1 pseudogene is annotated in these 457 nt (G+C 38.7%); it reads right to left on the bottom strand.

Going from position 1 to position 457, the window contains the following annotated elements:
* Positions 1 to 163: 163 nt before the first annotated feature.
* Positions 164 to 457, bottom strand: a pseudogene (locus A6E03_RS18440) (hypothetical protein); the annotation flags it as partial.

Genomic DNA, 457 nt, shown 5'->3' on the forward strand with positions numbered 1-457 from the left:
TTAGTGACATAAACACGGTTATCGTCCCACTCTTGCTCGTTAAGCAATTCAATGTCGGTTTTTGGAGGGGCGACTGCGGTACTTGGTGCAGATGATCCTTCTTGGTTGCATCCGTTTAAAAACATGGCTATGCATGTAATGAGAAGTACCTTGTTTAGCGTCATCATTTATTCTCCTTGATAAATGCACCATTATGTGCAAAACCGTTGTATAACCATGAAAGTGTGGCTGAATGGCCTGAGCATACTTGTGGCCAGTTCGTCCATTTATCCTTAGGAACGGTTTTATCTTCGTTTAATTTCAGAAATATTACGCCGCCAGCACCATCTCTTGTATAATCAGCATTGAGCCCTAGCTGTTCAAAATATTGATAATCACCTACTTTTGATCGAACAATTTCCTCAGATCTAATTTCTTGAGTTTTTGTATTAATTAATACTCTATATTTTGTCGTTTC

Source organism: Aliivibrio sp. 1S128 (genome assembly GCF_001691065.1).
Classification (GTDB): Bacteria; Pseudomonadota; Gammaproteobacteria; order Enterobacterales; family Vibrionaceae; genus Aliivibrio.